Here is a 22,234-nt window from a genome sequence, read left to right as displayed (position 1 = left end):
GGCCAACGCATCCGGGGAGAGCCCGGCATGATCTGCCGGCGCTCCCCTGTTGACGTTTCTCAGGATTTTGAATGAGAAGGGAGGGAGAGGCTTCAGCCGGTTTTCTCGAACCCAGTGAGCGACCTCAGACGAGTCCGATGGCGAGTCATCCACCGCTCCCAGCGCTCAGACGCTTGGGGCAGTTCAACCGGGGCAGAGGCAAGGCGGCTTACAGAGGCCATCGACCCCGTCATCGCCGCGTTTCCCGAGAGCGGAAACAATCCTGGGAAGGCAGGCAAGCCGATCGCTCCGAAGCTGCCGAAGCGAACGGTTCTCGCCGGTGCTCCTCCCGAGGGAAGGATGGCAAAGCGGTGAAATCCGTTGTTCGGGCTAAAGCCGAACACAGCCAGATCGGTGCGACCGTCTCCATCGTAATCCCCGGCAACGGGCACGTCGCCCGAGCCTCCGAAGGGAAAGGTCATTGTCGGGTGGCCGGAGCTGAAAAGAATTCCGAATCGAGAAAAGTCATTGCGCGGGCTATACCCATAGACGGCCAGATCGGTACGTCCATCACCGTCAAAATCCCCAACCACGGGAGAGTCGTTCAGCCCCCCGAACGGCACAGGATAAGCGCCAACCGCCTGGGAAAACGTCAGATCATTCGGCATCGAAGGAAGAATGGCGAAGCGACTGTACCCATTCCTAGGACTGTAGCCGTAGACGGCGATGTCGGTTCGCCAGTCCCCGTCGAAATCGCCGGTCACCGGGAAATCGAATGGTCCCCCAAAAGGTCGGCTAAATGCCTGCCTGGTGTCCGAGAGCAGGATGCCAAATCGGCTGAACCCTTCATTCGGGCTGAATCCAAAAACGGCAATGTCGGTGAGTCCATCACCGTCGAAGTCTCCTGCGAGGGGAAAGTCAAAGGGACCTCCGAAGGGAATCGAACGGGTCGCTCCATCGCTTGATTGTCGATAAAGGAACCGAGCATAGCCGAGAGAAGGGGTGTAGCCGAACACAGCCAGATCGATGATCCCGTCGCCATCGAAGTCCGCGTCGACCGGAAAATCGCCCGATGACCCAAGTTCCTCGACTCGAAATCGCTGATCGGATGATTGCCAGATCTCGAAGCGGCCGATCCCTCCGACGACCGAATAGGTCGAGACATCTGAAATGCCATCGCCATCATAATCGGCCGGCACCGCCTTGCGACGGACAGAGTAGACGGTTGAGGACGCTCCTTGCCCCGGGTTTCCGGCCAGATCTTGGACTCCACTGGCATCGACCCACAGCTCGTAAGTTCCAGACCGGGCAGTTGCTTCAGAAAGTCCATCAATCCGAAAAATCGCGGGAGACCCGGGCGAGTTCACCAGAGTCACCCCGGGACCAAGAGGCACTTGTTCGCCGTTTCGAAGCAATCGGAGTGCGGAGACCTGGAAACTGGACGGGAGAATCGCTTCACTGAATTGAACGTCGACCGAGGACACAGGGAACCGCCTTACATCGGGCACAACCGGCCCAACGCGGAGGACGGTTGTTGGGCTACGGTCCACAAAAAGCCGAGTGATTCCAGCCAGCAGATCGCCTTGACCATCGTCCACCTGACCGGCAACCAGAAGGGCCCCATTACCGTCCAAACCTGCACCCCGAGTTCGGTCGTGATCAAATGATCGCGGCCCGAGATTGAACGGGATGATCACCCGGCCGTTCTGCCCGAACGTTCCCACAAGTTGGCCGGTCGAGGACAGTTGAATCACCCCAAAATCCGAATCACCACGGGCACTTTGGACGTCCCCAGCAACGAGGAGCCGGCCATCTCCCTGGTGTGCCAACGCAACGGCGAGATCGCGATCACCGGCACCGACATTGACGTGGACTCGGCCGTTCTGACCAAACGACGGGTCCGGGGTTCCGTTGGCGTTGAGCCTGAGAATGCCAAAATCGCTCTGGCCGTTGTCACGCAGGATCGTGCCGGCGGCGACAACCTTGCCATCTGGCTGGATGACAAGTGCGGTCGGATCATCATGCCGCCGATCGGGAGTGCTGCCGAGGTCAAACCCCAGAACGACCTTACCGTTTTGCCCGAACGAGAGATCGAGATCACCTTCCGGCCTCAGTCTCGCGAAACCGAAATCGCGATGTCGCTGCATGGTGCGTACGGAACCCGTGACCACAATCCGTCCATCAGATTGCACAGCCACCCCTGTTGCATCATCATCTTGATCCTCGGCAGAGGCACCGAGATCAAACGCGATGACGGCTCGACCACTCTCGGCAAAGGTCGAATCAAGGGCCCCGTCGGGGTTCAGGCGTACCAGGCCGAAATCGTTCTCGTCTCCGAGATCATCGACCGAACCTACGACCAGGATTTTGCCATCAGGCTGCACAACGACCGCCCTGGCAATGTCGTCTTGCTCGGTAACAATCGGACTCCGATTGAATCCCACCACGATGCGGCCAGCGATCCCGAACTGGAGGTCAATCTGGCCGTTGGCCTCGAGCCTCGCGATTCCAAAATCCCGCTGGCCACCCGGCTGCTCGACAGGTCCGACCACAAGGATTTTCCCATCGGGCTGGACCGCAACCCCCTGAGCACGGTCGCTCTCGTTGGCACCCAGATCAAAGGCAATGATGGTCATCCCCATCGTGCCGAAGCTCGTGTCGAGCTGACCATTTGGCTCAAAGCGGATCACGACGAAATCATCGTTTCCAGCGCGACTGATCGTGCCCACCAGAACCGAACCGCCATCAGCCTGCACCGCCATGCCCTTGATTTCCGCGAGGTCGGCAATCACCGCCGTACCCCTACCTGGAAGATCGGCCCGACCGAAGTTGAGGTCGATCGAGCCGTCGAGAAGCGTGCGTCCTTCCAGCGGCTCAAGGCATGGTCGAAGAACGTTTCGACGGCGAGAGTGGCCCCTCGAGGTCCTGGACCGTTCACGAACAACGCCCGAGCCAGTCGGCGAGGCAATCATCGAAACATTCCCGAATCAGGCGAGACGGGCGGAGGAAAGTGATCGACGTCATGCGAGCGGACAGGAAACGTGGGTCGCCATGACGCCAATGAATCACGGAACGATTGAGAGAGGTAGGGACGAAACAGTGCCGAAGCCATCGCTGGAATGGGCCGGTTGCCCATCTTTTGAATCGGCGCACCTGAAGCATCGACTAAAAGCACCCTTAATATTGATTGAGAATTCTCATCAAATCAATGGCCTTGGGTTCGACAGGTTGAAGTTCTCCGCCCGGCCGTTTTCGAATCGAACACTCACGAGTTTCTCGGAGTCGACGGCGTCCGGGCAAAGTTCCCTGTCCTGAAATCAGGTCACCCTCGAACTGATCCTCAAGACTTGGGAGCAGGAATTGCGTAAGCTGTACGACACTTCTTGGACGACTTGACCCACGAGACAAGATCCTGTGATCGAGCGACTCTTGATTCCCGCCTGGAATGCTCCCTCCCGGTCGATCGACGACTGGAAAAAACAGTTCGAACAGCTCGGATATCCGCCTTCGATTCACGCTGAGGATCATGAAGAAACCTGGCTCCTGATTGACTCGATCGAAACCCGTTTACTGGCCGTGGTCGAAGGATCGATCCTGACTGCCCTGCATGCCGAACTCCGAGCCCATGATCCCTCAATCGCACTTGGTCTGCTTGATCAAGCAGCGACCGGACTCAACTGGGAAGTCCACGACACCGAAGACGATGAGGATGACGAGAGATGACCCCTCATCGCTCAGGATTCGGGATCAAAGCGGATTCCCGGTAACTCCTGAACAGCTTGCTGCAAGGCGTGCTCCCATTGCTCATGAATGGCCGCGAGGTCTGGATCTCGTTCGGCAAAGCGACGACGACGGCACAGTTGAAGCTCGTCGCGCGTGTAGATCAAGAGGTCAATCGGGGGCCCGACGGTAACGTTCGATCGCATCGTTGAATCGAGCGAGATCAGCGCATACAAGGCTGCATCCTCAAGCGTCGTTCGCTCGAAGCGAACCCCACGATCGAGAATCGGCCGACCATATTTGCACTCACCAATTTGCAAGTAGGGCGATTCCTCGGAGGCTCGAAGCGGATTGCCCTGCGGATAGATCAGGTACAGATCGTGTGGCTGACCACGGATCTGCCCGGCGAGCACTGTGTGGACGTTGAACCGGTATTTGTCCTGTTCCAACGCGTCTCGATCCAGCTCGGCAACTCGACGTACCTTGGCACCAACCACCCGAGCGGCATCGTACATCGTCTCGCACGAGGCGAGCCCGTTCCCCTGTTCAAAATCCTGTCGAAGCAACGCCATCAGCGACTGACTGCAGGAGAGGCTCCCGCTCGTCATCAGCACGAATACCCGACTGCCAGGAACCTCAAATGTGTGCATTTTTTTACACACATTAACCTGATCGTATCCCGCATTGGTTCGTGAGTCCGACGCGACGACGAAACCGTCCTTCGTGATTATTCCCAGGCAGTACGTCATCCGGGCCATCTCCTCCGTCGTGATTGAGTCATCGCTGCTGAACGGGTCGTCGAAGTCCTTGGAGGACGCCACCCCATTTTCTCGGAGTGAAGGGTCGGGACCTTTCGTGGAATCGCCTTCACCAGCGAACCTGAATACCACGGTGCCGCCACGCTTCGCAAGCCGACGTGGACAAACGGGAACGATCTCCTCGATAAACCGCAACCTGGACGAAGGGAATGTTGAGTGCAGCACGCGTTGCAGAGTCCGGCTCGCGGAAGGGGATGAGCGGATACGTCAGTGGTGGCGAAGAAATAGGACCCCTCTGCATTCGATCGATGCAATGAACCGGCTGAACCGTTAAACTTTAATGGAGGAGACCAACCCGAGAGGACTTCGCAATGACAGCTTTGATTTCTCACGTGGCGATGGTGTCGATGATCCTGGTCGGTTCATCGAATCCCGCAACATCAACCGATGCATCGGGATGGACGAAGCACACGATCAACGACCGCAGCCCGTTTGAAGCGGCGGGCGCATTCGACGTCGACGGAGACGGCATCCTCGACGTCGTCTGTGGCGAAACCTGGTATCGAGGTCCGGAGTTTCAGACCTCGTACAAGGTTCGAGAGGTCACGCAACGAGGCACGTACTTCAACTGCTTCGCCACCTTGCCAGTCGATGTGAACGGCGATGGCTTGATGGATTACGTCACGTGCTCTTACTTCGGCCGCGATGTGGGCTGGGTCGAGAATCCGGGAGAGTTCGGAGCGCTCTGGACCTATCACGAGATCGACCTTCCGGGACCGAGTGAAGCTGCCTGGATGGTTGATCTGACCGGCGACGGCCAGCTTGAAGTCCTGCCGAACCCGGTGAACGTGGTCGTGTTCTACCGCCTTGAGAATCCGGGGCCGAACGCCTCGTGGACCAAGGTCGAGCTGGGAGCCGAGCAGGCTGGACACGGCGTTGGCTCCGGGGATGTCAATGGCGATGGAAGGATCGACATCCTCACACCAAAGGGTTGGTTCGAGTCTCCTGAAGCTCCGTTGAGCGAGTCCTGGACCTTCCATTCGGAGTGGTCCCTGCTTGGCGGCCATCCGGATCGACCCAACGATATGGCCACCGGAATTCAAATTCTCGCCAAGGACGTCGATGGGGACGATCTCTCAGATGTGATTTACGGGATGGGCCACAACTATGGCCTCTACTGGATCAAGCAAGAGCAAGACGACGAGGGCCGCCGAAGCTGGTCTGAGCCGATGTTCATTGATGATTCGATCCACCAGGCTCACACCTTGCTCTGGGCTGATCTCGACGGGAGCGGGCAAGAGGATCATCTGGTCACCGGCACCCGAATCTACGGCCACGAGGTCGAGCCGGGAGATACCGACGCGCCGATCATCGCCTCGTATCAATTCGATCGCGAGGCGGGCCAGTGGACCCGATCGCTGATCTATCAGGGCGAACCGGCGACGAATGCCCCTCCCCCAGACCGCGCCGGCGATCGGAATGCGCTCAATGATTTTCCCCGAGGTACCGCCGGGACAGGCTTACAAATGATGGCGGTCGATCTCGACGGAGACGGCGACCTCGACCTGCTCTGCCCCGGCAAGAGCGGGCTCTACTGGCTTGAGAATCCAGAGACGTCATGAACACTCTCTCCCCGCGTCGATCGTCGGTGATTCGTCCCCACCGAGGATCGACGCCTTTGAGAGCCAAGAAACCTCAGACTTGAACTGAGGTCGCACGTCACTGATCGGGTCGGTCTCCCAAACGATTCAGGGATTCCATCCCAGGGGACGAGGCATTCGATCCACAGAACGGAAAAACAGAAATCAACGCACTTTGACCTCATCTGTTTGGGTTCGGACCGACCGGCCTGGCTTCGACTCGGCTCGTCTTTTGCGGTATTGTGGAAGTTGATTCGAGGAACCGATCTTTGTTGAAATTCGCGCTCAGGAGTGTTCCAAACATGGCAACCGCCTCTGCCTCGACCCCCCTGTCAAAGCTCCAGGCCCAGAAGCAAAGCGTCTGGATTGATTTTATGAGCCGTGCGTTCGTCCGCCAGGGAGAGCTGGCCAGGCTGATTGAGGAGGACGGCCTTCAGGGAGCCACCTCGAACCCGACCATCTTTGAGAAGGCGATCGGCCATAGTGCAGATTACAACGATGACACCCGGCAACTGGTTTCTGAAGGGGCCGATGTCGACACGATTTACCAGAATTTGGTCGTCGCCGATATTCAGGGTGCGCTTGAGCTGTTCCGTACCGTTTACGACCGAACCGATGGCCTCGACGGATATGTGAGCCTCGAAGTTTCCCCTTTGCTTGCTCACGATCGCGAAAAGACGACCGAGGAGGCCAAGCATTACTGGCAACGCCTCGACCGGCCAAACGCGATGATCAAAATTCCTGGGACTCCCGAATGCGTTCCAGCTATTGAGGACTCGCTGGCGGATGGCCTCAATATCAACGTCACCTTGCTGTTCAGTGTTGAGGCGTACGAGGCCGTGGCTCAGGCCTACGTTCGTGCCCTGAAGCGTCGAATCGATGCAGGGCAATCGGTTGATCACATTGCTTCGGTCGCCAGTTTCTTCGTCTCTCGGATCGATACCGAAGTCGATAAGCGGCTCGACGCATTGATTGCCCAGGAAACGGACGAAGGCCGCAAGGCTCTTCTCGAATCGCTTCAGGGTAAAGCCGCGATCGCCAACGCCAAGAATGCCTATGCGGTTTACGAGCGAATCTTCTCCGGTCCAGAATGGGAGGCCCTGGCCGCAAAGGGGGCTCGTGTCCAGCGGCTGCTCTGGGCCTCAGTCGGCACCAAGAATCCAAGCTATCCGGATACTCTCTACATCGATGAACTGATCGGTCCGGACACCGTCAGCACCATGCCACCCGAAACGTACAACGCCTTCCGCGATCACGGCCGGATCGTCGATCAGCCCACCCTCACCACGGAGATGGCCGAAGCCCAAAGCCTCGTGGCCCAACTTGCCGAGGTCGGTATCGACCTGAACGATGTCACCGACTTCCTCTTGAAGGACGGCGTGGAAAAGTTCGCCCAGTCGTTCGACGACCTCTACGGTGCCGTCCGCGCGAAGCGTGAGCAATTCGCCCGCTGAGGAACGTCTTTACCGCATTTGAATGACGGCTTGAGCGCGACAGACAAAACGGCCGGCGAACTTCTCGATTGCTCGGGAAGGTCGCCGGCCGTCATCATGTGCGGCTCAAACTCGGAGTGATCCCGGTCCGAAATGATCAGGGACCGAGGCCACCGTGGGTCCGGAAGGGCGTCATGTGAGACGGTTGATCAAGAAACCAGAACCGCTCCCACTCGTCGCCAATTTGCCTCAGGTTTTCCGAGTCGACGAGCAATTGCTCGACTCGCCTGGGCGGATAGGCCGCGTAGCGCGGCAGGGGGACGGGCGCACAACCCTCGCTCGTGACGAGGACCGCCCCCAGCAGGGCTAGGGCCAAATACGGTTTCCGCATGAGAGATACCTCCCGCCTCCGTTCGGGATCGACCGGACCGGGGCAATCCTCCTGAACCCGGTTGCTGCCTGGTGACAGCAACCGAGCCGGTCCGGTGGGGGCGTTCCGAAATCGGGACGCGACCCGGCTGGAGCCGGTCTCGCCCATCGCGACGCACGCCCACCGCCCGATGGGCGTCCTGTCCGATCCAACCCGGCCCGGACGTCGCGAACCGCTCAGCGTTTCGCGTCTGCCCCAGCGGATGAAGGCACCCGAGGGGTTCCCGAACCCGGATCGACAGACCCGTCACCTTCAAAATCGGAATCTCCGTCGTCTTTCTCCAGCGGAAGTTTTGAAGGGTCCATGTTGCGGACCAATTCTTCCATTTCCTTGCCCGGCTTGAAGGTCACGACATTCTTGGCCGGAACCGAAACCTTGTCGCCGGTCCGAGGATTCCGTGCCTTGCGGGGAGCGCGTCGCTTGACCTCGAAGACGCCGAAGTTGCGAAGCTCGATCCGACCCTCCTCGACCAAGGTTTTTATGATCTCATTCAGCGTGCGCTGAACGATGTCTTTGGTCTTGAGCTGCGTCAGCCCGATCTCCTCGGAGATCTTCTTCACGATCTCTTTCTTCGTCACGATGGCAGTCTCCAGCGGGAGCAGCTCGGCCCGACCCCAAGGGGGACGTTCGGCTCAACTTTATTGGTCACTTGGACTAATGTCAAGCGGATCCCAACTGGGAACCGCATCTGGGCCGTCGGACTGTGCCTCGGGGAACCCGTCACCTGCCGCCTCAATCCGCAGTCGGCCCGAGGCCACGGCAGCGTGGAGGTGATGATGCAGCCTCGCATAGTTCCAGGGAAGACCAAGCGAGTCGACCAGATTCCGGACCTGAGCCAGAAACCGTTCGGTCAAGCGTTCCGCGTGTCCGTCATAATTCGGATCGCAGAAATAAACACGACAGCCCAGGGGTCGAGCAGTCCGAGCACCACAACGCCCCTGCTCATCTTGCCAGGGACAGGTCGCACCGTCGTCGAGCGGTCGCGTCGGTGGTGGAGCGTCAGCGATCAACACCGACGCTTCGGCCTCTGACAGAAAGAGCGTGTGATCGTACTCCTTGAACCGGCAGCAGCGACCACTCACCAAGCAGACGGGACCGTGGGCGGTGATCTCAGAATCGAGTTTTGCATAGAGCGCCTGGAGCGGGCCTCGGACGTGATCAGGATCAATCCACGAGCCAGTGTCTGCAATTGAGTTCTCGATCTCGCTCATGAGACCGTCCGCGATGCGGCGGCCTCAATGGCCTCGACACTGTACCATTGCCCCTGGCCGGATCCGGGGCAAGTCTGGCGGACGTCATCCCAGTCCTGGGGGGTTTCAAGATTCTCGGACCAGAAAGGCCAGGTCCGGCACTGGATCGGCCGGGCCTCGTAGACGGTGCAACCGGCGGTGCGATCCCAGAAAATACAATCGCCGTTGGGCCGCTCGACAAGACTGTAGCGCCGGCCGACCTGACGGACGTACTGCTGGGCGAACTGTTCGACCGAAAGTCCGGTCTGCTCAGCCAGCCGCGCGATTTCGTCGCCGCTGACCCAGACGTAACCGGGAGCTCCCGTACAGCAGTTGCCGCACTGAGTGCAGGTGAACCGCAAGCCGTCTCGATACCAGGGTGCGCCGGTTTCGGAGTTCATGATCGGGCCGGGATCGTGCAAGTCAATTGGGGGCGTTCTCAGGAGGAACGTTCAGCGATCCGAGCATATCAACCGCCCGCGAAAGGCTCAAGGCCGATCATCACAAGTCGTCAATTCGGAGCAGTTTGCGTACGGAAACGTCTTTCCCAGGTTGCCCGATCGACGGCGTTGATCCTCCTCACACGGCCGATCCGTCCACACGGGATTCTCCAAAGAGATCCCGAATGACCCGACACGGATTGCCGACAGCGAGAACATTCGGCGGCACGTTCTTCGTCACCACACTCCCAGCGCCGATGGTCGAGCCTTCGCCGATCGTCACCCCCGGACAGATGATTGCCCCGCCGCCGATCCAGACATCGCTGCCGATCGTCACCGGATACGCCATCTCCGGCCCCTTGCGTCGCTCGGCGGCCGAAACCGGATGTGAGGCCGTGTAGACCTGAACCGCGGGCCCGAACATCGTCCGGTCGCCGACCCGGATCCAGTTGCAGTCGAGAAAGATGCAGTGGAAGTTCAGATAGACTCCGTCCCCGAGTTCAATGAACTCTCCGTAGTCGCACGAGAACGGCGGCTCGATCCAGACACCGGATCCAACCTTTCCGATCAGCCGGCGAAGGATCTGCTCCCGCTTTTCCTCCTCGTCTGGCCCTGAACTGTTATAGGCAGCCATCAGGACCCGGGCACGCCTCCGAGCCGCCACAAGGGCCGGATCGAAACCGAGATACAGTTCTCCAGCGAGCATTTTGTCGCGTTCGGTCCGGATCGGTTCCAAGGCTTCGCTCCAAGAGGAGAACAACTGCGTCACGATCACCGAGGACCAAGTTGATCGTCAGAGTGACCGACAAGTGAACGACGGAACAAGGTCCACCAACCGATGCTTGCCGTGACAAACCCAATCAGAGCGCAGACCCCGAGAACCATGAGGAGGAGACCACCGACCAGGCCCGGAACATCCCCTCCGGACTGATAAGCCATCCCAGGAAGAACCCCGCAAGGCTGATCAGAGCGAGCAGTCTGGAAGCTCGAAAAAGGCGAAAGACGGGGAGCCTCACCGCAAGGGCAAGTCCCGTCCCGAACCAGGCCAGGAAAAACGCATATCCGAACACCGGAACACGATTGGCCCGACTCCCTCCCTCCCAAACGCTCCACGACACAAGACCGAGAGTCGCAACGATTCCCGAGACCACGATTGCCAGGGCAATCGGTTGACCAAGCATCGAGACCGCTCGGTTCATCCCAGATCCCCCCGTGTCAGCCGCCGATCGAGTGCATCAGACGCTCTGGCTTGATGAAGTTCGCCGCATTGATTTGATGCCCCTCCCATTTGGCGGCCACGCTGTCTCGCAGGGCGCTGGCCAGGTCGAGGTCGGAGGCTCCACCACGGATCAAGGCCCGTATGTCCGTTTCATCGAGGGCAAACAGGCAGTTGCGAAGCTTTCCATCGGCCGTAATCCGCACTCGGTTGCAACTACCGCAAAAAGGGCGGCTCACGGAGGCGATCAGACCGACCCGCCCACCGCCATCGACGTAATCATAGTCAACGGCTGGCGCTCTTGGATCCTGATCAGGTGCTGGGGTGAGTGGACCGAAAGTGTTTGAAAGCAACTCCAGTATCTCTGACGCAAAGAGCACCTTATCCCGCTCCCAGGCATTGCCGGCGTCGAGGGGCATGTACTCAATGAATCGAAGTTCCAGCCTGTGCTCGCGAGCGAATCGGCCCAGCGGAACGACATCCTCATCCGTCTCGCCCTTAATCGCCACCGCGTTGACCTTCACGGGGTCAAACCCGGCCTCCTTGGCAGCAAGAATGCCTTCGATGACCTTCTCAAACCCCGGTCGGCGGGTCAGCCGCTCGAAACGATCGGGGTCCATCGTGTCGAGGCTGACGTTAATCCGCCTCAGCCCCGCGTCAAAGAGGGTTCGGGCCATCGGGGCAAGGAGAATGCCGTTTGTCGTCAGACCAACATCGATGATGCCGGGTATTTGCGCCAGCTTCTCGATCAGAACAGGCAAGTCTCGACGCACAAGCGGTTCGCCTCCAGTGAGGCGAAGCTTCGTAATGCCGAGGGTCGTCGCCACCCGAACGAAACGCTCGATCTCCTCGAAGCTCAGCAATTCCTTACGCGGGAGGAACTGGACCTGCTCGGGCATGCAGTAGGTGCAGCGAATGTTGCAACGGTCGGTGACACTGATCCGGAGGTTGTTGTGAAGCCGTCCGAAGCGGTCAATGAGCCGATCGGTTGCCATGGCGTCAAGCTCGCGGTTCGGGTCGCAGTCTTGGGTCTTCGATTCGAGCCTACCTGATCTGCGCCGGAAATTCACGAATCCGCCCGACCGCTTTCGGGGCCGAGTCCCGGATGGACCCACTCTTCCGTTCCATCGGCCCAGGTCTCCTTCTTCCAGATCGGCACAACCTCTTTAATCGTGTCCATGAGCCACTGACAGGCCTCGAACGCGGCCTTCCGGTGGGGAGCGCTCACGGCGACCACAACACTGATCTCTCCCAGTTCGAGGCGGCCGACGCGATGAACCACCGCCACATCAATCAGTTCCCAGCGGCTCCTGGCCTGTTCTTCCAGGTTTCGGAGGGTTCGCTCGGCCATTCCGGGATAGGCTTCGTAATCGAGGTGATTCGTGGTCCGATCTCCGGTGAATTCGCGGGTCGTTCCCAGGAAGCTGCAGACGGCTCCTGCTCGGGTTGAGCGAACCTGTTCCGTGACGGCGGTGTGATCAATCGGCTGGTCAGTGATGGCGATCATGGGTCTTCACGACGTTGACGAGGAGACGGACGAGGGGACACAGGAAGGAATCGAACACTCGATTCACGGGTCTTGCTTCACATCGACGGATTCTTCAAACGCATCCGATCCCCCGCTCACCGGAGGAATCAAGGCGATCTCGTTGCCGTCGGCAATCGTCACGTCATCACCGACGTACGCGTTTTCGACCGCAACCATCATGGCTGGCAAGAGCAAGGCAAGATCCGGGTATTGCTCGGCCGTGGCTCGTCTCAGGTCCCCGACGGTTGCCGGTTTGGGCAGGGTGACGACAATCTCGGGACTGCCGACCCGCTGTCGGGCGATGGCAAAGAGGTGGATCGTCACGGTCACGGCATCGACTCCCGTCGTTCGATCGAGCAAGGGCGAAGATCGGGCGATCTCTTGCCGCCCCGATTCCCGCAAGGCTAGTCTGAACCGATTCTGGATCAGGTTCAATCGCCCTTCGGGAGTTGCGGACGGATGATGCAGCGGATCGGGCGATCGGACCGAGCCGAGTTCAACACGAAAGACGCGATTCTGGTCCGAGGCGCGCGGGTTCACAATCTGCGTGATCTCGATGTGGACTTACCGCGCGACCGGCTCGTCGTGCTCACCGGCGTCTCGGGATCGGGGAAAAGCTCCCTGGCCTTCGATACGCTTCACGCCGAAGGACAACGGCGCTACATCGAAGGGCTGTCAGCCTATGCCAGGCAGTTTCTCGAACAGCTTGAACCCCCCGACGTCGAGCTGATCGACGGCTTGCCGCCGACCGTTGCCATCGACCAGAAATCCGGGGCCGCCAGCCCCCGAAGTACGGTCGCCACCATCACCGAGATTCACGACTACCTCCGCCTGCTCTATGCTCGGGCCGGAACCCCCCACTGCCCGAACTGCGGTGAGGCGATTCGATCGCAAACGGCCGAGCAAATGGTCAGCTCGTCGCTCGGACTGGGAGAAGGTCGTAAGGTCATCGTGCTGGCACCCATTGTCAGAGGGCGGAAGGGCCAACATCTCGACGCCTTTCGAGCCATCCGCCGCGCCGGCCTGATCCGGGCTCGCGTCAACGGAGAAACGACTGAACTGACCGACGAGCCTCCCAAACTCGCCAAAACAAAGACCCATGACATTGAAGCTGTGGTCGATCGTCTGGTCGTTCGGGAGGGGATCCGATCGCGCCTGGCCGACAGCATCGACCTGGCCCTCTCGCTCGGCGACGGGTCGTTGATCTTGATGATCCAGCAGGACGATGGCTCGTGGGTCGATCGTTCCCTGAGTACCCGCCTTGCCTGTCTCCGATGCGACCTGGGCTTGCCGGAAATTGAGCCTCGAACCTTCAGTTTTAACAGCCCTTATGGAGCATGCCCCTCGTGCGACGGCCTCGGAATCGTCTCGGCGTTCGATCCGGAACTGGTCATCCCGGACCGATCTCGGTCGATTGCCAATGGGGCCGTCGCCGCCTGGGACGCCCTGCCGCCAAAGTCTCGCAACGAAGTCCATCAGGATGAGCGGCTTCTCGGATTCTTGAACCACCATTCGTTGACCGTCGAAACACCGCTGGCCTCCTGGCCTCCCCGCAGTGTTCGAGCGCTTCTTGAGGGAGGTTCGACGGGTAAGGGGAAACCATCCTTCAGTGGGATCCTTCGGGAATTGCAGGCCGTCTATGACGCCACGAACGAACGCCGACGAGACACGCTCAACGGCTTCCGATCGAATCTCCCTTGCTCCGCGTGCCGGGGTGCCCGTCTTCGCCCTGAAGCTCGTGCCGTGACCCTCGACGGTACTCCGATTCACGCATTGACCGCCCTGACGATCTCCCGCTGCCGGAGCGTCCTCCTCTCGCTCCAGTTCGAACCACCGCTGGACCGCGTTGGCCCCCCCTTGATTGCGGAAGTGGTCAGCAGGTTAACGTTTCTGGAGCGGGTCGGGCTCGAGTATTTGACGCTCGATCGACCTGCGGACACGCTCTCGGGTGGCGAGTTGCAGCGTGTTCGGCTGGCGACCCAGATCGGCTCGGGACTGGTCGGCGTTTGCTATGTCCTGGACGAGCCCACCGCCGGCCTCCATCCGAGAGACACCGATCGCTTGATTCAGAGCCTGTTCGACCTGCGCGACCGGGGGAACACGGTTCTTGTCGTCGAGCATGACGAATCCATGATCCGGGCTGCCGACTGGCTGGTTGATCTCGGCCCCGGTGCCGGTCCCGAAGGAGGATCAATCGTCGCCCAGGGCCCACCCGAAGCCCTCGTCGAATCCGAACCCGGAGTGTCGGTCACACTGCCCTATCTGGTCGGAGTGTCATCCCCGGCCTCATCGTCAAACGATCGTCTCTCCCGAAGTCCAGGCACCCTCACCATTCTGGGAGCCACCGAACATAACCTGAAGTCCATTGATGTCGAGATTCCCACAGGAACCCTGACCTGCGTCTCCGGTGTCAGCGGTTCTGGCAAGAGCACGCTCGTGCTGGATATTCTTGCAAACGCCGTCCGGAGAGCCCTGGAGCAGACCGGCCCCAAACCCGGTGCCCATCGCGCAATCACGGGCCTCGAACACATCGACAAACTCATTGTCGTCGACCAGTCTCCCATCGGACGCACCCCGCGATCGACCCCTGCGACATACACCGGCGTGTTTGACGAGATTCGCCGTGTGTACGCCACCACTCGTGAGGCCCGCGTCCGAGGCTATGGCCCCGGACGGTTCAGTTTCAACGTCAAGGGAGGACGATGTGGCGCCTGCGAAGGCCAGGGGGTTCGGCGGATCGAAATGACCTTTCTCCCCGATCTCGACATTCCGTGCGAGTCTTGCCGGGGGCTTCGCTTCGATCGGGCAACACTCGAATGCCGGTACAAGGGAAAATCAATTGGCGAAGTTTTGCTCATGCGAGTTGATCAGGCGCGTGATCTGTTCGACAATGTCCCCCGAGTGGCCCGAGGGTTGGAGTCCCTTCATGAGGCCGGACTTGGCTACGTCACGCTTGGGCAGTCGAGCACCACCCTTTCCGGAGGAGAGTCTCAGCGGGTAAAGCTTGCTGCCGAGTTGGGACGGGTCGCCACGGGTCGAACCCTCTACATTCTGGATGAGCCGACCACAGGGCTGCACTTCTCCGACGTGGCCAACTTGCTCCGGCTGCTCAACCGGCTTGCCGACCTGGGCAACACGGTGGTCGTCATCGAACACAATCCCGAAGTCCTTCGCGCTGCGGACTGGCTCATCGACCTCGGCCCTGATGCGGGGGAGAATGGAGGAACCGTGGTCGCCATGAGCCCCCCTCTGGCCGTCGCCGCTGCCGGAATCGGCCATACGAGCCGATCGCTCTGAACGGCTCACGCGCCGGAAGAACAGGGCGGCTCCCCTGGCTCCGAACCCCGTTTTTTCTTGATCTCTCGGAATTCTCTCGATGACCATCCTTGTCTCGCTGACCTGCAGCGCAATCCTGGCTCTGCTCGGAACGCTGCCCCAGGAAACGCAGAGCGCTCTGGAAGTCGATTCAGAGGGCTGGACCGATTTGCTCGCCGACGCCGGTCCCATGCTCAATGGCTGGACCCGCGTTCCCATCCCACCAGAGGGAACTCTCGATCCCTCATCACAGTGGGTACTCGATCCGGACACCGGGATGCTCGTCTGCACGGGAGACAAGGGCCACGAGTGGCTTCGGTGGGAAAAACCGAGCACCGACGGCATCTTCCATGTGGAGTGGCGTTTCGTTCCGGTGACCGAAGGACCAGACCGCTACAACTCCGGCGTTTATGTGCGCAACTCGATTGACGGAAGCCTCTGGCACCAGGCCCAAACCGGCGGCGCGTCGGGAGGCTATCTGTTCGGACAAACGCTCGTTGATGGCCAGGTGCAACGCGTCTCGACCCGCGAAGAGATGACTGAGCAGCGGGTCAAGCCGGCCGGAGAGTGGAATGTCTATGAAATCATCTTCGATGGACCTCGCATCGCCCTCTGGGTCAACGGAGCCATCACGTCGGAGTGGGATGCCTGCGAGGTTCGCTCCGGTCATGTCGGCCTGGAGTCCGAAGGGTACCGGATCGAGTTTCGTCGCGTCTTGCTGAAGTCCCGATAACCAGGCAAGCCAGGTCGATTGGGCTCGACTCGTCAGCGCTCTATTGCATGTCTCGACGCTCAGGAGCCCCTGTGGCCATTGAGGCGACAAAGAAACACACGGCCACCCCCCGACCGATCGTCCCGATCGGCGAGGGGGTGTGTCGTGTGCCAAGCTGGTCGATCAAATGGGGCGGGGTGCTAGCAACAACCGCCCCGATCGACAGGATGGGCCAGGGTGCTAGCAACAGCCGGCCCATATCTTCAACACCGAGATTCCTTGCCCGCGGCGACAGACCAAGAATCCCGCGTTGCAAAAACACCTCATCTGAGAGGAATGACCGATACCGTAGGTCGCTCGCGACCCACCGGCGTACCTTTTCAGCTTCCACTGTTGGCGAAGGCGTTTGTTGAGACGTGATGGACCTGGGAAGGTCCATCGGAAACTGGAGAAGCCCCCAGCGATCAGAAGGGGCTTCCGCACAGCACCCGGGTGCTGGCGTAGGGGGTGAATTCGCCGGTCCGGATGATTCCCTTGGCTTCGAGTCCCTTTTCCTTGAACTCGTGGTGGGGTTCCTCATCGACGTCGATGTCACTACCCAGCACCTCGAGCATTTGCTGGTACATCTCGGGGCTGTAGTCGTGGATCTCAGAGGGGACGGTCACAGATTCGATCACCAGTTCGTCAGCGATCGCTTTCAACACATCGAGGAACCGGGGGATGCCGGGGGTGAGGGTCAGGTCGATGACATGCCCATCCGGCGGCAGCGGGTATCCGGCGTCGACGATGAGCAACTCGTCCAGATGGCCGAGTTCGGCCAGCAACGAGCAGATCGCCGGATTAAGGATGCCGCGCTTCTTCATCGATTTCGGGTCCTCGTCGCTCGCAGAATGCAATCGCCCCAACCCAAGGGACGGTGGGGCGGAGGGAACGTGCAAGGTTTCCCCGATTCTACCGGGTTGTGGCTCGGTTCTCCATCCTCGACCGACGGACGGTGTTCAATCATCACGTGCCCCCCCGGCTCGACACACCAGTACAAACCGGCTTCTGGCAATATTGAACGTTGTTCCTAAGGGGAACGCTTCTCACGAACGTCGAGGTTCGCAGGGGGGTAAAACTGACTCTTCACCCTTGCGTCCAGTGCATTATTGATGTTTAATTTCCTTTGGGTCGAAACTGAGGCAAATGTAACACATATCCTATCTCTCGTTGTTCCGCGGAAGACCAGAGGAGTCCGTTATTGCTTGGCGATCGCGGCATCGCGAATTGCGCCTCTGAATTGCGGTGAGATCCGACGGGATGTCGGTCGACCCCCCCGTCTGATCGGGCCTCCTGATGGTTTTCTCCATTCGAGGAAGGGAATCGACCATGATCAGTGGGTTTCGTAAGCGTTCGGATTCGGGCGGCTTCACCCTCATCGAGCTCTTGGTCGTCATCGCCATCATTGGCGTCCTGATCGCCTTGCTCTTGCCGGCGGTTCAATCAGCCCGAGAAGCGGCCCGGCGCGCGCAGTGCACCAACAACCTGAAACAGTTGGCCCTTGCGGCGCACAATTATCACGACCAGGTGGGTAAGTTCCCCACGGGCATGTACTTGCACCCCGTGTTCGGACCAACGACCGGCCTGGCCTGGAATAATTCGAGCTGGCTTGTGTTGCTGCTTCCGCAGATGGAACAGCAATCGATCTTTAATGCTGTGAATTTCAGCATCATGTGGGGTGAGAACCGCGGCGGCGGCTGGCGCTGGAACCCCATTTATATGGGCCAGCAGAATTCCACCGTCCGAGTCACGGTCATTAACTCGCTGATCTGCCCGTCAGATGACAGCGAGAACATCGACACCACCAACGCCGACGACATCTGGAACGACCCGGCTGCCGGGACGTCTTACGTCGGCAACATGGGCGACAACTGCCTGGCCTGCGCCGGCAGCCTGGGCGACCCGCGCAATGGCCAGTTGATCCTCTGCAGCGATACGGGACGCCTCTGCCGTTTGCCCCAGTTGGGCCACAACCGCCTCTCCGGTGAGCAGCAGCAAAACGGGACGACCGCCGGCAGTGGCATTTTCTGGGCGTGGGGGTCGAACGTCGGGATCGAAAGCGTTCGTGACGGCACCTCCAACACGTTCCTTGCCGGCGAGCAAATCCGCCGTGTGACGCGATGGAACTCCTGGGTCCATGCCAACCAATCGGTTGGCTCGACCGCCGTGCCACTCAACTTCCGACAGGTCGGTTCTGACGGCTCCTGGCCTGTGGTCGGCAACTGGACCCGGCAAATCAGTTTCCGGAGCTTCCACCCTGGTGGTGCGAACTTCGCCATGGCCGACGGCTCGGTGAAGTTCATCAAGGAAACGATCAACTTCAATATCTACCAGGCTCTGAGCACTCGGAATCAGGGTGAAATCATCTCGGCTGATTCCTACTGAGTCCTGGAATCGGCGAAAGACCTGGCCAATCCAAGGGACGGGCTTGACCCGGTTGGGTCAGTCCGTCCTCAACGTATCGAAACCGATTCCACCCTGGTCCTTGTGTTATTCAGGAACCAGGGTGGTTTCGTAATTCTCTTAGAGGGGCTTGCTCGTGATTGCACGCACGTTCAGACGACGACCGTACCACCATCTTGCCAGTTCCGTATTCTTTAGTGTTCTTATTCTTCCCTTTGCAGGATGCGGCAGCAGTGGACCAGAAATGGCCCGGGTCTCAGGCAAGGTCACCTATCAAGGCCAACCACTGGAAACCGGGACTATCTCGTTCATTTCCACCGATCCGGCCCGACCGAATGCCAACGGGACGCTCGGTCCAGGAGGCGAATATCAACTCCAGACCCGAGAACCCTTCGATGGCGCCGAACTCGGGGAATACCAGATCGTCATCTCCGACATCGACCCCGATGCCATGAATTCCGAGTTACCAGGGGAACCACTGGAACTGACCTCGAACCTCCCGGAGAAGTACCAGAGCCCGACCACCTCGGGCCTGACCCGTACCGTGGAGCGTGGCCGGAATACGTTCGACTTCGACCTTGAGTGAGCGATCGGCCGTTGCAACCCCAACGCAACGGCCTCCTAGGTCAAAGCGTTTCTTCAAGCCAACAGAATCGTCACCCTATCTGAGGCGTGCTCCAACCGATTTCCGCTCGAATGCCGCCCTTTCGTGCTGTACGATCACTTGAATGAAGAGATTCGTCGAGGCGTTTCGATGTCCCTCTTCGAACCTCCTCCGCTCGCAGGCCGAGTACCGAGGTACGACGGTGAAGCACTCTCTCCGAATTGGCAACTGCTTGCTTGTCGCCCTCATCCTGGGACCCGGCGGCAATCATCCTGTTCATGCTCAGGAGTCCCCTTCCCCCTCTACCGACGGCGGCTTTTCAGAAACGATCCGCCCGATCCTTGAAGGCAAGTGTTTAAAGTGCCACGGTCTCGGCAAATACAAGGGTGGTCTCTCGCTTGAAAACCGCGAAGCAATGCTCCGAGGGGGTGAGGGCGGACCCGCCGCCGAACCGGGCGATCCTGAGGCAAGCCTGATCTTCGAACGGGTGATCGAATCAGACCCCCTCCTCCGCATGCCTTCCAACGGCGATCCTCTTTCCCAGGAAGAGATTGAGCATCTCCGCCAGTGGATCGAGCAAGGGCTTCCCTGGCCGAAGGATGTTGATTTCGGCTTTCGGCAAGCCTCGCTCGCCCCCCGGTCTCCCGAAGTTCCTCCTTCTCCAGGGACCATCTCTCTGGATCATCCGATCGATCGCCTGATCGCACGGCACCTGGCCGATCGAGGAGAGGCCCTTGACTGGACTCCAGTTTCCGACTCGATCTTCATGCGACGGGTGTCGCTCGATCTGGTCGGCCTGCTTCCCGATCCGGAAGACCTCGACACGTTCGAGCAGGATGACCGGCCCGACAAGCGGGAACGCCTCGTGGAACGACTGCTCAGCGATCGTCGCGCCTATGCCGATCACTGGCTGACGTTCTGGAACGACCTGCTCCGCAACGAATATCGAGGGACCGGATTCATCGACGACGGACGATCGACCATTACCGAATGGCTCTATCGAGCGCTCTATGAGAACCTCCCATACGATCAGTTCGCTCACCAGCTTGTCAGCCCGGTTCCGGGTTCGCAGGGGTTCACCAAGGGAATCATCTGGCGTGGGGTCGTCAACGCGAGCCAGGCCCCCCCGGTTCAGGCAGCTCAGAACGTCTCTCAGGTCTTTCTGGGGACGAACATCAAGTGCGCGAGTTGTCACGACAGTTTTGTCAACCACTGGAAGCTGGACGACGCGTATGCCCTGTCCGCGGTCTTCGCCGAGGAGTCGCTGGAGATTCATCGCTGCGATCGTCCCGTGGGTCGGATCGCCGAGCCCGGCTTCATCTATCCGGAACTGGGCACGATCGACCCGAACGCCCCTCGAAGCGAACGGATGGAACGGCTCGCCGACCTGCTCGTCTTACCCGAAAACGGCCGCTTCGCTCGGACAATCGTCAATCGTCTCTGGGCCCATCTGATGGGCCGAGGACTGGTTGAGCCCCTCGACGACCTCGATCAGGAACCTTGGAATCAGGACCTTCTGGACTGGCTGGCAACCGATTTCGTCCGGAACGGCCACGACCTGAAACACACGATGGTCTTGATCGCGACGTCCCGAGCCTATCAGCTTGCCGGGGCTCAACTGGATGATGGAGCGGAATCTGAAGGAAACTTCACGTTTAAAGGCCCACTGGTCAAACGCATGACCGCTGAGGAGTTTCTCGACGCCTTCTCAACCATCACCGGCTCCTGGCCAGTGGCTTCGGGGGAGATGCTCAAGGTCGATGGCCGCGGTCAAGGAGGACAGCTCCAGGCCGTCCGAGCCGCGATCGCCAGGGCTGAGGGAGCCGAAGCGACCGCTGGTCCCGTCGCCCCCAAAATCGAAGCAACCTGGATCTGGCGTCATGACAATGCGTTGAAAGACCCAGGTGGAACCATCTTCCTGCGGAAGGTCATTCAGTTGGATGAGCTTCCCGAGCGAGCCCTGATCGCCGGCACCTGCGACAACGAACTGGTCCTTTATGTCAATGGCCAACGCGTCGCTGGCGGAGACGATTGGAGTCGCCCTGTTGCCGCTGACATCAGCAGCTTGCTTCGTCAGGGAGAAAACGTGATCGCCGCTGAAGCGACTAACTGGCCCGATCCCGCGCGGGGCCGAGGGGTCCGCAAGGCGAGCGGGCCCAATCCGGCCGCATTTCTCGCCTGGGTCGGCGGTTTCAATGGCTCGAACCTCGCCTGGGCAATGGGATCCGATGAATCGTGGCTCTGGTCAACCTCCGACAACGGCGACTGGACTGAGCCCGGCTTCGACGATTCCTCCTGGAAACATGCCGTTGCCCTGCCGATGGCGCGACGCACCTATCCCGGCATCGACCTCTCGGCGACCTTGTTAGAAACCAACCGTGAGCGAAACGAACCCATTCGGGCCGTTCTGACCTTCAACGACCCACTGCTCACCGCCCTTGGCCGTCCCAACCGAGAGCAGGTCGTGACCCGCCGTGACTCGATTGCCTCGACCATTCAGGCTCTCGAACTGACCAACGGTGAGACGCTCGCCATTCGTCTCGCTGAAGGCGCACAAGTCGTCTTTGATCGCCTCGACGGCAATCCAAACGCCATTGTCCTCGACCTGTTCCGTCGGTCGTTCGGTCGACCTCCGACCGCCGAGGAGAAGGAAATCGCCCAGCAACTTCTGGGGCCGAATCCCACCTCGGAAGGGGTAGAGGACCTGCTCTGGGTGATTCTGATGTTACCGGAATTCCAACTCATTCCTTGATCCCATCCCAACCCATTCCATTCCTCCGGAATCGAG

General features: G+C 59.8%; 20 protein-coding genes. 8 read left to right on the top strand and 12 right to left on the bottom strand.

What is annotated here, in order from left to right; translation table 11 throughout:
• Window positions 1–92 precede the first annotated feature (92 nt).
• On the bottom strand, window positions 93–2,771 hold the full coding sequence (locus HG800_RS03680) for an FG-GAP-like repeat-containing protein (protein WP_169973882.1): 2,679 nt from the start codon (window positions 2,769–2,771) through the stop codon (window positions 93–95).
• 622 nt (window positions 2,772–3,393) lie between these two features.
• Between HG800_RS03680 and HG800_RS03675 the strand changes: the two genes are divergently transcribed.
• Complete coding sequence (locus HG800_RS03675; protein WP_169973880.1) at window positions 3,394–3,702, top strand: hypothetical protein; 309 nt, start codon at window positions 3,394–3,396, stop codon at window positions 3,700–3,702.
• An 11-nt stretch (window positions 3,703–3,713) separates the two neighbouring features.
• Here the strand turns inward: HG800_RS03675 and HG800_RS03670 are convergent, their stop codons facing one another.
• The gene (locus HG800_RS03670) at window positions 3,714–4,520 is read right to left on the bottom strand and encodes a peptidase (protein WP_315851963.1); all 807 of its coding nucleotides are present in this window, start codon (window positions 4,518–4,520) and stop codon (window positions 3,714–3,716) included.
• Between the two features lie 308 nt (window positions 4,521–4,828).
• Here HG800_RS03670 and HG800_RS03665 point away from each other — a divergent pair, with 308 nt between their 5' ends.
• Entirely contained in the window at window positions 4,829–6,079 is a 1,251-nt protein-coding gene (locus tag HG800_RS03665; protein WP_169973878.1) for an FG-GAP repeat domain-containing protein, read from the top strand.
• Between the two features lie 320 nt (window positions 6,080–6,399).
• Window positions 6,400–7,551, top strand: coding sequence for a transaldolase (gene tal / locus HG800_RS03660; RefSeq protein ID WP_169973876.1), 1,152 nt, complete (start codon window positions 6,400–6,402; stop codon window positions 7,549–7,551).
• Window positions 7,552–7,687: 136 nt separating this feature from the next.
• On the opposite strand, the gene HG800_RS03655 is transcribed toward tal, so the two are convergent.
• The 9 genes from HG800_RS03655 to HG800_RS03615 form a co-directional block, all read right to left on the bottom strand.
• Window positions 7,688–7,921, bottom strand: a complete 234-nt coding sequence (locus tag HG800_RS03655) for a hypothetical protein (protein WP_152051901.1) — start codon at window positions 7,919–7,921, stop codon at window positions 7,688–7,690.
• Window positions 7,922–8,136: 215 nt separating this feature from the next.
• Complete coding sequence (locus tag HG800_RS03650) at window positions 8,137–8,538, bottom strand: HU family DNA-binding protein (protein WP_169973874.1); 402 nt, start codon at window positions 8,536–8,538, stop codon at window positions 8,137–8,139.
• 60 nt (window positions 8,539–8,598) lie between these two features.
• Window positions 8,599–9,171: a hypothetical protein gene (locus HG800_RS03645; protein WP_182830348.1), complete on the bottom strand. Its 573-nt coding sequence runs from the start codon at window positions 9,169–9,171 to the stop codon at window positions 8,599–8,601.
• Window positions 9,168–9,590, bottom strand: coding sequence for a YkgJ family cysteine cluster protein (locus HG800_RS03640; RefSeq protein ID WP_169973872.1), 423 nt, complete (start codon window positions 9,588–9,590; stop codon window positions 9,168–9,170). The genes HG800_RS03645 and HG800_RS03640 overlap by 4 nt, the downstream gene beginning before the upstream one ends.
• Before the next feature lie 178 nt (window positions 9,591–9,768).
• Window positions 9,769–10,356 (bottom strand): maltose acetyltransferase domain-containing protein, encoded by a 588-nt coding sequence (locus HG800_RS28135; RefSeq protein WP_390622614.1) that lies wholly within the window; start codon window positions 10,354–10,356, stop codon window positions 9,769–9,771.
• Window positions 10,357–10,489: 133 nt separating this feature from the next.
• The gene (locus tag HG800_RS03630) at window positions 10,490–10,810 is read right to left on the bottom strand and encodes a hypothetical protein (RefSeq protein WP_169973870.1); all 321 of its coding nucleotides are present in this window, start codon (window positions 10,808–10,810) and stop codon (window positions 10,490–10,492) included.
• A 34-nt stretch (window positions 10,811–10,844) separates the two neighbouring features.
• On the bottom strand, window positions 10,845–11,840 hold the full coding sequence (gene moaA, locus HG800_RS03625) for a GTP 3',8-cyclase MoaA (RefSeq protein ID WP_169973868.1): 996 nt from the start codon (window positions 11,838–11,840) through the stop codon (window positions 10,845–10,847).
• Window positions 11,841–11,911: 71 nt separating this feature from the next.
• A complete protein-coding gene (locus HG800_RS03620; protein WP_169973866.1) occupies window positions 11,912–12,352 on the bottom strand; it encodes a molybdenum cofactor biosynthesis protein MoaE in 441 nt (146 codons plus the stop codon).
• Between the two features lie 63 nt (window positions 12,353–12,415).
• The gene (locus tag HG800_RS03615; RefSeq protein ID WP_206352118.1) at window positions 12,416–12,733 is read right to left on the bottom strand and encodes a MoaD/ThiS family protein; all 318 of its coding nucleotides are present in this window, start codon (window positions 12,731–12,733) and stop codon (window positions 12,416–12,418) included.
• Window positions 12,734–12,832: 99 nt separating this feature from the next.
• Between HG800_RS03615 and uvrA the strand changes: the two genes are divergently transcribed.
• On the top strand, window positions 12,833–15,670 hold the full coding sequence (gene uvrA / locus HG800_RS03610) for an excinuclease ABC subunit UvrA (RefSeq protein ID WP_235963232.1): 2,838 nt from the start codon (window positions 12,833–12,835) through the stop codon (window positions 15,668–15,670).
• A gap of 79 nt (window positions 15,671–15,749) precedes the next feature.
• On the top strand, window positions 15,750–16,421 hold the full coding sequence (locus HG800_RS03605) for a 3-keto-disaccharide hydrolase (protein WP_169973864.1): 672 nt from the start codon (window positions 15,750–15,752) through the stop codon (window positions 16,419–16,421).
• A 443-nt stretch (window positions 16,422–16,864) separates the two neighbouring features.
• Here the strand turns inward: HG800_RS03605 and rbsD are convergent, their stop codons facing one another.
• Entirely contained in the window at window positions 16,865–17,263 is a 399-nt protein-coding gene (gene rbsD, locus HG800_RS03600; protein WP_169973862.1) for a D-ribose pyranase, read from the bottom strand.
• Window positions 17,264–17,768: 505 nt separating this feature from the next.
• Between rbsD and HG800_RS03595 the strand changes: the two genes are divergently transcribed.
• The 3 genes from HG800_RS03595 to HG800_RS03585 all read left to right on the top strand — a co-directional run bounded on the left by HG800_RS03595 (window position 17,769) and on the right by HG800_RS03585 (window position 22,198).
• Complete coding sequence (locus HG800_RS03595) at window positions 17,769–18,824, top strand: DUF1559 domain-containing protein (protein WP_169973860.1); 1,056 nt, start codon at window positions 17,769–17,771, stop codon at window positions 18,822–18,824.
• A gap of 262 nt (window positions 18,825–19,086) precedes the next feature.
• A complete protein-coding gene (locus HG800_RS03590) occupies window positions 19,087–19,428 on the top strand; it encodes a hypothetical protein (protein ID WP_169973858.1) in 342 nt (113 codons plus the stop codon).
• Between the two features lie 220 nt (window positions 19,429–19,648).
• Entirely contained in the window at window positions 19,649–22,198 is a 2,550-nt protein-coding gene (locus tag HG800_RS03585; protein WP_169973856.1) for a DUF1549 domain-containing protein, read from the top strand.
• The last annotated feature ends 36 nt before the right edge of the window (window positions 22,199–22,234 follow it).

It is taken from the genome of Tautonia rosea, assembly GCF_012958305.1.
Lineage (GTDB): Bacteria > Planctomycetota > Planctomycetia > Isosphaerales > Isosphaeraceae > Tautonia > Tautonia rosea.
The sequence above is the reverse complement of the archived record's forward strand: the minus strand, read 5'-3'. Positions and strand labels throughout refer to the sequence as shown.